At 67.9% G+C, this 9,370-nt stretch carries 11 protein-coding genes, 1 tRNA gene and 1 pseudogene; 8 read left to right on the forward strand and 5 right to left on the reverse strand.

The features are described 5' to 3' along the window. Positions 1 to 2,595, forward strand: a complete 2,595-nt coding sequence (locus tag ABS41_RS05245) for a hybrid sensor histidine kinase/response regulator (protein ID WP_290591604.1) — start codon at positions 1 to 3, stop codon at positions 2,593 to 2,595. A gap of 3 nt (positions 2,596 to 2,598) precedes the next feature. Here ABS41_RS05245 and bfr read toward each other — a convergent pair whose 3' ends face one another. The 3 genes from bfr to ABS41_RS05260 form a co-directional block, all read right to left on the reverse strand. Continuing rightward, positions 2,599 to 3,069, reverse strand: coding sequence for a bacterioferritin (gene bfr, locus ABS41_RS05250; RefSeq protein WP_290591606.1), 471 nt, complete (start codon positions 3,067 to 3,069; stop codon positions 2,599 to 2,601). Positions 3,070 to 3,213: 144 nt separating this feature from the next. Then, the gene (locus ABS41_RS05255; protein WP_290591608.1) at positions 3,214 to 3,417 is read right to left on the reverse strand and encodes a bacterioferritin-associated ferredoxin; all 204 of its coding nucleotides are present in this window, start codon (positions 3,415 to 3,417) and stop codon (positions 3,214 to 3,216) included. Positions 3,418 to 3,552: 135 nt separating this feature from the next. Then, complete coding sequence (locus ABS41_RS05260; RefSeq protein WP_290591631.1) at positions 3,553 to 4,107, reverse strand: RNA pyrophosphohydrolase; 555 nt, start codon at positions 4,105 to 4,107, stop codon at positions 3,553 to 3,555. Between the two features lie 164 nt (positions 4,108 to 4,271). Here ABS41_RS05260 and ABS41_RS05265 point away from each other — a divergent pair. After that, positions 4,272 to 4,348 (forward strand) — tRNA-Met (locus ABS41_RS05265). A gap of 282 nt (positions 4,349 to 4,630) precedes the next feature. Here ABS41_RS05265 and ABS41_RS05270 read toward each other — a convergent pair. Further along, the gene (locus ABS41_RS05270) at positions 4,631 to 4,861 is read right to left on the reverse strand and encodes a helix-turn-helix transcriptional regulator (protein WP_290591610.1); all 231 of its coding nucleotides are present in this window, start codon (positions 4,859 to 4,861) and stop codon (positions 4,631 to 4,633) included. 135 nt (positions 4,862 to 4,996) lie between these two features. Here ABS41_RS05270 and ABS41_RS05275 point away from each other — a divergent pair, with 135 nt between their 5' ends. The 6 genes from ABS41_RS05275 to ABS41_RS05300 are packed head-to-tail and all read left to right on the forward strand — an operon-like array spanning position 4,997 to position 8,335. After that, positions 4,997 to 5,233, forward strand: coding sequence for a hypothetical protein (locus ABS41_RS05275; RefSeq protein ID WP_290591612.1), 237 nt, complete (start codon positions 4,997 to 4,999; stop codon positions 5,231 to 5,233). Next, positions 5,226 to 6,587, forward strand: a complete 1,362-nt coding sequence (locus tag ABS41_RS05280; RefSeq protein ID WP_290591614.1) for a DUF3596 domain-containing protein — start codon at positions 5,226 to 5,228, stop codon at positions 6,585 to 6,587. The genes ABS41_RS05275 and ABS41_RS05280 overlap by 8 nt, the downstream gene beginning before the upstream one ends. A 19-nt stretch (positions 6,588 to 6,606) precedes the next feature. Further along, a complete protein-coding gene (locus ABS41_RS05285) occupies positions 6,607 to 7,452 on the forward strand; it encodes a hypothetical protein (RefSeq protein ID WP_290591616.1) in 846 nt (281 codons plus the stop codon). 33 nt (positions 7,453 to 7,485) lie between these two features. Continuing rightward, a complete protein-coding gene (locus tag ABS41_RS05290; RefSeq protein ID WP_290591619.1) occupies positions 7,486 to 7,749 on the forward strand; it encodes a hypothetical protein in 264 nt (87 codons plus the stop codon). Positions 7,750 to 7,783: 34 nt separating this feature from the next. After that, on the forward strand, positions 7,784 to 8,053 hold the full coding sequence (locus ABS41_RS05295) for a hypothetical protein (RefSeq protein WP_290591621.1): 270 nt from the start codon (positions 7,784 to 7,786) through the stop codon (positions 8,051 to 8,053). Positions 8,054 to 8,080: 27 nt separating this feature from the next. After that, positions 8,081 to 8,335 carry a BPSL0761 family protein gene (locus ABS41_RS05300; protein WP_290591623.1) on the forward strand — a complete coding sequence of 85 codons (255 nt, stop codon included), beginning with the start codon at positions 8,081 to 8,083 and terminating at the stop codon, positions 8,333 to 8,335. 149 nt (positions 8,336 to 8,484) lie between these two features. Here ABS41_RS05300 and ABS41_RS05305 read toward each other — a convergent pair. After that, positions 8,485 to 9,370 (reverse strand): annotated as a pseudogene (locus ABS41_RS05305) (IS3 family transposase); the annotation flags it as partial.

The raw sequence follows: 9,370 nt of genomic DNA on the forward strand, positions 1-9,370 counted from the left end.
ATGGCGCCCAACCCCAACGATGCCCTGATCGTCCGCTGGGTGGCGCTGGCCGGCGCGGCCGGCGCGGCGATCTCGGCCGCCATCGGCCACTTCAGCGACAACTGGCTCTGGCAGACCCTGGCCCTGGCCGCGGCCCTGCTGGCCTTCTCCGGCGCCGCCGGTTTCTGGCGCGCCTACCACCTGCGCAACCGCGCGCTCGAGCAGGCCACCCAGGCCAGCGGCGAACAGACCCGCGAGGTGAACGCGCTGCAGGAAGAGCTGGCGCTGCACCGCCGCCTCGAGCGCGAACTGACCGAGGCCAAGCAGGCGGCCGAGTCGGCGATGATGGCCAAGGGCGAATTCCTGGCCACGATGAGCCACGAGATCCGCACGCCGCTCAACGGCATCATCCCCATGCTCGACCTGCTGATGAGCAGCCGCCTGCAGCCCGACCAGCAGGACATCGTGCGCACCGCCTACACCTCGGCGCGGCAGATGCAGCGCATCGTCGACGACATCCTCGACTACTCCAAGCTCGAGGCGAACAAGGTCACGCTCGAGACCACCAGCTTCAACCTGCGCGAGCTGCTCGACTCCGTCATCCGCCTGATGGAGAAGCCGGCCGAATCCAAGGGCCTGCGCCTGCACCTGCAGGTGGACCCGGCCGTGCGCCTGGCCGTGCGCGGCGACCCGGTGCGCCTGCGCCAGGTGCTGACCAACCTGCTGAGCAACGCGGTGAAGTTCACCGAGCGCGGCTCGGTGACGCTGTCGGTCAGCCGCCGCGGCGAGAGCCGCAGCCAGCACGAACTGCGCTTCGAGGTGGCCGACACCGGCATCGGCATCGCCAAGGACGCGCGCCTGTTCCGCGCCTTCAGCCAGGCCGACGCCAGCACCACGCGCCTTTACGGCGGCACCGGCCTGGGCCTGGTGATCTGCAAGCGCATCGTCGACCTGATGGGCGGCAGCATCGGCGTGGAGTCCGAGCCGGGCCGCGGCAGCACCTTCTGGTTCGAAGTGCCGCTGCTCAAGGCGGCCGGCGACATCCAGGGCCAGCGCACCGACCTCAACGGCGCGCGCGTGCTGCTGCTGAGCACCGACGCCGCGCTGCGCCAGCGCATCGGCCAGGCCGCGCCGGGCTGGGGCGCCAACCTCACCCAGACCGAGACGACCCAGGACGCGCTGACCAAGCTGCGCACCGCCCTGCAGCGCGGCGCCAACTGGAGCTTCGACCTGCTGCTGGTGGACCTGAGCAGCGTGCGCAGCACCGCCATCGCCCTGCACCGCAATGTGCGCCGTACCCCGGAACTGGAGGATTTGCGCATGGCCTACCTGCACGGCGAGGAAGCCGTCCCCGCGGAGCTGGCCCAGGGCCCGCACGTGCTGCTGCCGCGCGCCATCGGCGGCAGCGAACTGCGCAACGCGCTGACCGGCTTCCTGGCCGCCGGCCCGATCGCGCCTGCGTTCGAATCGAGCGAGCCCGAGCCGCTGCCCGAGCGCGTGCTGGTGGCCCCCGACGGCAGCACCGCCGACGAGCCGCAGAAGGGCCGCCTGCGCGGCCGCGTGCTGCTGGTGGAAGACAACCCGGTGAACCTGATGGTGGCCCAGCGCCTGGTGGGCCTGCTGGGCCTGAGCTGCGAAACCGCCGAGAACGGCGACAAGGCGCTCGACCGCATGCACCAGGGCAACCTGGACGTGGTGCTGATGGACTGCCAGATGCCGGTGAAGGACGGCTACACCGCCACCCGCGAGTGGCGCCAGCACGAGCTGGCCAACAACCTGCCGCGGCTGCCGGTGATCGCCATGACCGCCAACGCCATGGCCGGCGACCGCCAGAAGTGCCTGGACGCCGGCATGGACGACTACCTGAGCAAGCCGGTGGACCGCCGCCTGCTCGAAGCCACGCTGGCGCGCTGGCTGCAGCACCGGCCGGTGACGGCGACTGCGCCGGGCGCGCCTGCGGTGGCACCGGCTGCGCCCCCGCCGGCCCAGCGCGCGCCCGAGCCGCAGCCGTTCGCGCCGCAGCCCTACGTCTCGCCGAACACCGCCGCGCCGGCGCCTGCGGCTGCAGCCCCCGTGCGCCCCGCGGCGCCGTCGATTCCGCGCCCGGCTTCGCCCTTCCCGCCGCGTCCGGGCGTCGCGCCGGCGCCGGCTCCGGCCGCCGCGGTTCGCCCGCCGGCCCCGGTACCGGCGCCGGCCGCTGCGGTGCGCCCGGCCGCGCCCCGCCCGGCCGCGCCCGAACCGATGTCGGCCGAACTGCGCCCCGACGGCCTGCCGGCGCCGCCGCCGGTGCTCTCCTACGACGTGGTGGACGAGCTCAAGGCGGTGATGGGCAGCGATTACCTCACCCTGGTGAGGCTGTTCCTGGAAGACGCGCCCAAGCACGTCAACGCCCTCGAGAACGCGGCCTCGGCCAGCGACATGGGCGCGATGGTGACGCCGGCGCACACGCTCAAGTCGGCCAGCGCCAACCTCGGCGCGATGGCGCTGTCGGCCGCCGCCAAGCGCATCGAACTCGGTGCCCGCCAGGGCGTGCTGCCCCGCCCGGCCGTAGCCGTGGCGGTACTGGAAAGCGAGTTCCGGCGCGCACAGCAGGCCCTGCAAGCCCTGCTGCGATAGGGGTCAGGACCCCATCTTGGACTGCAGGTAGTTCTGCTCGCCGACGCGCTCGTACAGCGACAGCTGCGTCTCCAGCCAGTCGATGTGCTCCTCCTCGGACTCGAGGATGTCGAGCAGGATCTTGCGCGAGACGTAGTCGCCCACCTGCTCGCAGTGCACGATGCCGGCGCGCAGGTCGGGCACCGCCTGGTGCTCGAGCTGCAGGTCGCACTCCAGGCATTCCTTGGGGGTCTGGCCGATGCGCAGCTTGCCGAGGTTCTGCAGGTTCGGCAGGCCGTCGAGGAACAGGATGCGCTCGATGAGCATGTCGGCATGCTTCATCTCGTCGATCGATTCCTTGTACTCGTGCTCGCCCAGCTCCTTCAGGCCCCAGTTGTTGAACATGCGGGCGTGCAGGAAATACTGGTTGATGGCGATGAGTTCGTTGTAGAGCGCCTTGTTGAGGTGCTCGATGACCTTGGCGTCGCCTTTCATGGGCTGGCCTCCGCTTCCGTGGGTGAACCCACAGCCTAACGCCCCGCGACGGCCCATGCCGTAACAGGAATCGCTTTCGTTCTCTTTCTTGTATCGCGCCCCTGCCGAACCGCCCCCTGTAGGAGCGCCTTCAGGCGCGAATCCTTACGCCGCCACCGCAAACACAGGCAGCGGGAAAGGCTTGGGCGCACTGGCCTCAGCCAGGATCTCGGACGCCATCTCCCCACACGTCCCGCAGCCGCTACCCAGCCCCGTCCGCATCGTCAGCTCGGCCAACGACCCGCACCCGGCCTCGGCCGCGCGGCGGATATCGCTATCGGTGACACCGTGGCAGAGGCAGACGTACATGACAGCCGTCCTGGTTGGGAACGGTTCCCATTTCACCCCGAATGCGAATCATTGTCAACTGCCTTTACACGCCCCCCGCCCGCCCCCTGTAGGAGCGCCTTCAGGCGCGAATCTTTAGCTCTTCAGGGAGGCCCCTCACCCCCGACGCCCCCGAGCCCCGGCCTGGACCACCCTCGGCCCCGGCAAAGTCGAGGCCGGCACCGCCCCCTCCCCCGCCACGGCACGGGCATGCGGCGCCAGGTGCTCCAGCGCCCGGGCATACACCTCGCGCTTGAAGCTGACCACGTGCTGGGCCGGATACCAGAAATCCACCCAGCGCCAGGAGTCAAACTCGGGCTTCTCGGTAAGGTCCAGGCGCACGTCGTCCTCGCGGCCGGTGAGCCGCAGCAGGAACCACACCTGTTTCTGGCCGATGCACACCGGCCGGTTGCCGCGGCGGATGCAGCGCTGGGGCAGCCGGTAGCGCAGCCAGCCGGGCGTGGAGCCCAGCACCTCGACGTGCTGCGGGCCCAGGCCGACTTCCTCCTGCAGCTCGCGGTACATGGCCTCGAGCGGCGTCTCGTCGGTGTTCATGCCGCCCTGGGGGAACTGCCACCCATCACGGTTGACGCGCCGGGCCCAGAACAGGCGCCCGTCGTCGTGCATGAGCACGATGCCCACGTTCGGGCGATAGCCGTCCGGATCGACCACGGGACGGTACTCCAAGAATCTACTGGGGCCAGACTGCCACAGGGCCGGAAGGCGCCACAAGCGCGGCGGGCGGCGCTGCGGCCGCGGCCCGGCGGGCCCGGATTGACACGACGAGGCCCGGCCCGGACAATACGCGGCCCTATCCGCAACGGATAGCGCCCCGTGGCTATGTAGCTCAGCCGGTTAGAGCACAGCACTCATAATGCTGGGGTCGGTGGTTCGAGTCCACCCATAGCCACCATCACTAAACCCGCATTCTGGCGGGTTTTTTTGTGCCTTGTCCCCAGCGACCCCAGCACCGAATCGTGGGCACCGTGCCCATCCCGTGCCCACGCCGTGCCCGTCTCGTGCCCATATTTTCAATCGCCTGATTGAAATTGACCAAAGCACGCACACCGATTTCAGACTTACCCACATCGACCCAAAGCTGCGCTGTGCTTAGGTCATCACCTAGCCGCGATCCAAGCACTGCCCTGCCAGTCTCGACCCACACTCGCTGTTCCGGCGATACACCCTGTGGGCGCTAGGTCTCGCTACCTCCAGGAATGAATTCCACGAGTTCATCTATCCGACACCCGAAGTACTCGCAGAGCTTGTCCAGCGTGTCAGTGCGGACCACCGCACCACGATTCAGCATCCGAGACAGCGTGATCCGGCCAATACCAGTCACCTCCGCAACCTCGATCAGAGTGATGCGGCGACCCTCTTTGAACTCTTTGTCGGCGATTCGCTCGCGGAGCTTGAACCTGATCATGACCCTGAACCAATTATGAATCATAAATAATGCGAATGATTCGCCTAACTTGCACTCTGATTCGTGTGTGATACAAATAGACCGTGAATCACAAACGATTCACTTGGTCCTCATACGAAGCAAGGAGTGCAGAACATGAGTCACACGTACCTTACCACCGAACAGCTCTCCGAACGCATCCATTACGACCCTCGGACCATCCGGACGCGACTGAAGGACTCGGTCCTCTTGGAGGGAGTGCACTACATCCGGCCCTTCGGTGGGCGGAAGCTGCTCTTCATTTGGGAGGCCATCCAGCGGGACATCGGGCAGGCGTCGGCCAATCCGGTGATGGGCATCCCCATGGCCAATGGCGGCGTGGCCCATGGTTAACATTCGCGCCCGCAAGGACAGCGAACTGCTGTTCCTAGACTTCCGTTACCAGGGCGTCCGGTGCCGGGAGCTCACGGCGCTCAAGGACACTCCCGAGCACCGCAAGCGCCTGCAGGCCCTGGCCAACCGGATTCAGAAGGAGATCGAGCGCGGGACCTTCGACTACGGAGCGTTCTTCCCGAACAGCCCCAAGGTCGAGGTCTTCGCCAACGGCGGTCCGGCCAAGCCTGAGCCGATGACCGATGCGGCACCCACCCCGCCGCCGATGCTGGCCAACCCCGCCGAGCGCCAGACCCCGACCTTCGCCGACTTCGCGGAGCTCTGGTTCCTCGAGATGTCCCCGCAGTGGCGCCGCCTGCACCGGCAGGGCGTCCGGGACGTGCTCGACAAGAACCTGCTGCCCACGTTCGGCACCCGCCTGCTGCACACCATCACCAAAGCGGACGTCATGGGCTTCCGGGCGGAGCTGGCCAGGATGCCCGGCCGCAAGGGCGGGACGCTGGGCGCGGCCCGGATCAACAAGATCATGTGCTTCCTGCGGCAGATCCTGAACGAGGCCGCCGACCGCTTCGAGTTCACCCCGGCCTTCCGGGGCATCAAGCCGCTCAAGCAGAAGCGCACCGACGTCGAGCCCTTCACCCTCGAAGAGGTCCAGAAGATCCTCGACACCGTTCGCCCGGACTACCGGGACTACCTGACCGTGCGGTTCTTCACCGGCCTGCGGACCGGCGAGGTCAACGGGCTCAAGTGGAAGCACATCGACCTCGAGCGGAACCTCATCCTGGTCCGGGAGACCGTGGTGAACGGGCAGGAGGAGGACGGGGTCAAGACCGACCAGTCCATCCGCGATATCGCCATGCTGCCCATGGTCCGGCAGGCGATCGAGAACCGCCTGAAGGTGCGTGACCCGTCCTGCCCGTGGGTGTTCCCCACGGCCGACGGCGGGCCGATGGATGCACACAACTTCAGCAACCGGGTCTGGTACCCGCTGCTGCGCTACCTCGACCTGGCCCCGCGCCGCCCTTACCAGACCCGCCACACCGCGGCGACGCTGATGCTGGCCTCGGGCGAGAGCCCGGAGTGGATCGCCCAGATCATGGGCCACTCCACCACGGCCATGCTCTTCAAGGTCTATTCGCGCTTCGTGCCGAACCTGACCCGGCAGGACGGCCAGGCGTTCGCCGGCCTCGTGCACAGCAAGCTCGGGCCCAAGCCCGACGCGCCGCCGCCCAAGGCCCCGCCCTCGCCCGCCGACGCCGCCCCGCCCGACCACGCCGCGGCCCTGGCCGCCCTGCAGTCCCTGTCCCCCGAGCAGCTCGCGACGCTGCTCACCCTCGCCAAGAAGGCGTCCTGACATTCAAGGAGGAATACCCATGCTCAACCCCAACGTTGCTGCTCCCGCCACGCATTCCTTCCCCGCCGTCGTGGAGGTGCTGCCCGGCCACGACCCCGACCACGGCCTGCGCTGCCGTCTCTACCACGAGGACGGCTGGTGCGAGGCGTGGACCTGGCTCTCGCTCGACACCACACCGCCGGCCGCCCTGCACTGGGGCACGGTGACCGCCATGGAGGTGGGCAAGCGCCAGGAGGACTACCTCCTGCTCGGCCTGCGCGAGAACGTCGACCCGCCGCTGTCGCAGTTGCTGCCGGAGCAGCTGTGCCCCTTGCCCGGGGTGCTGCGCCAGACGACCCGGCTGATCGACAGCCTGCAGATCGCGCCCCTGCGCTACTTCATGACCCGGGCGCTGCTGCAGCAGGACGCGCTGCACGGCTACTGGAACAGTCCGGCGTCGCGCGGGAACCACCATGGGTTTCCCGGCGGTCTGGCCCTGCACTCGCTGGAGATCGCCACGATGGTGGCCTCTGTCGAGAAGCTGTCCCTGGAGGAGCGCGAGCTGGGGATCGTATTCGCCCTGCTGCACGACTACGGAAAGATCTGGTGCTACGACCCGATCGCCTTCGACCCGGTCGATCCCCGCGACCACGAGGCGCACGGCCTGAGCCGGCTCGAGTTCGACCTGATCTACCTGACCCGGCAGGACCCGCGCCTCGGGGCGCTGATGCGGGAGCTGCTCGGTGGCCCCCGTGCGCCCCGCGAGGCTAAATACCCGCTGGCCATCGGAACGGTCGTCCGGTCCTTTGACCAGATGAGCTGCGAGATGACCCGCAGGGAACCGGCGGAATCGCGCGCAACTTTCGACTGCGACATCCCCTTCTAGGTTGGAGGTCCACCCACCGTGAGGACCCTGACCATGAAGATCGTCCACCGATCCTGCGCCCGCTTCGCCAGCACCTTCGGCCTTGTCCGGGGCGTCCGCCTCGTCCGCGTCCCCGATGACCGGCGCCGCATGCGCTGGGCCATCGCCCTTCGGGTTCTGGGGGGCTGGCGCCTGGTGGGCCGCGACCCGGTGACCAGCCCCTGGATCATCCAGCGCGACCCGTGGCTCAACCCCCGCCCGATGCTGTTCCGGAACATCCCGACGGCCCGGCGGGTGCTGGCCGAGCTTGGGCTCTGAGCTTCTGGTCGCAGCCGACAATGAGTAGCAGCTCATGGATGACTTGACCCGGATACGCCAGCTGATTGCCGAATCAGAGGCACTGGAGTCGGCTCGCGCCGAAGAGATATGGAGCATCCTGCTCCACAGCCCCGAGGTCGGATTGCGGGACCTGATCAAGGACGTCGGCATGGAGCCGTCTCAGGCCCGGCAAGTACTGACGGATGCCCGGATCGGCGACTACTCAGCCCTCTTCTGGATCGCGCTTGGCCGAAAGGGCGACGTCCGAGAAGCCTTGCTCCGAATGCTTCATGGCCACCACTGACGCCCGACCGAACTTGGAGAACAACGCATGACCACCCCTGATGAGCGACGGCGCACCCTTGTGCAAGCGGGCGCCTTCCTGAAAGAACTCCGGAGGAATGACGCCCTACCGGAGCAGGTGCGCCGCGAGGCCCACCGCCTCCTCCGCCACTACCCGAGCCTGCCTGAGATCGACCAACTAGCTAAGGCCAGCGCAGGCGCCTGGGGAGGTAGTCCCCTGAGCGCCGAACACGACCCGGACTGGCTCCGGGGCTATGCACACGGGGCGCACCATGGGGGATAGGGACAGTCACCCGCGCCCACTTAAGGGCATCCCGCAAGCCGCCCTCGAAGCGTTTCGCTTTCCCGGGCAGGCCCATCTGTCACCGATGCGGTTCCGCGAATTCTTCATTGTCGGGGTCAGCGTGACCTGAGTATGGAACTTGTAGCCAATCAGCCAGTGAGTCCGGGGTGGATGGTATCGGGTTCTGACCAGTTCCGGCGAACGGTCGCCGGGGGTTTGTAGCCATGGGCGCTGTGCGGCCGCTGCTCGTTGTAGAACTGCCGCCAGCGTTCGATCAGCACCTTCGCCTCTGCGCGGCTGCGGAACCATTCCCGGTTCAGCAGCTCGTCCCGCAGCTTGCCGTTGAAGCTTTCGACGAAGCCGTTCTGCCAGGGGCTGCCTGGCGCGATGAAGGCCGGACCGATCGCCGCGTCGCGCAGCCAGCGCATGACCTTGGTCGCGGTGAACTCGGCGCCGTTGTCCGAGCGGACAAAGGCCGGCTTGCCGTAAAGCCGCATCAGCCGCGACAGGGTCAGGATCACGTCCTGCGCCCGCAGGCTGGCCCCGACCTCGATGGCCAGGCATTCGCGGGTGTATTCGTCGATCACGCACAGCATCTTCAAGGCGCGCCCGTCGACCATCTGGTCGTGGACGAAGTCGTAACTCCAGACCGCATTCGGGCGAACCGCACCTGGCAGGCGGATGTCGTTGCCGGAACGACGGCGACGCGGTCGTCGGCGGGGAATGTTCAAACCCAGCTGGCGCCACAGGCGCCGCACCCGGGCCTCGCCCAGGTCCAACCAGGCCGCCATGCGGCGATACCCGAACCGCGGCACCTTCGGCGACGCGGCCAGCAGCCGCTCGGCCACCGCCTGATCCTTGGCAGCCTGGCGCGGCGCGTAGCTGGCGATGCGGCGACTCAGGCCCAGGTAACCAAGGGCCTTGCGCTGCGAGAGTCCCCGACGGACCAGCACCTGGACCGTGTCGCGTCGTTCCGACGGGGTCGTCATTTTTTTCGGACGATCTCCTTCATCCCGTCGATGACCAGCATCTGCT

It is taken from the genome of Arenimonas sp. SCN 70-307, assembly GCF_001724815.1.
Taxonomy (GTDB): Bacteria; Pseudomonadota; Gammaproteobacteria; order Xanthomonadales; family Xanthomonadaceae; genus Arenimonas.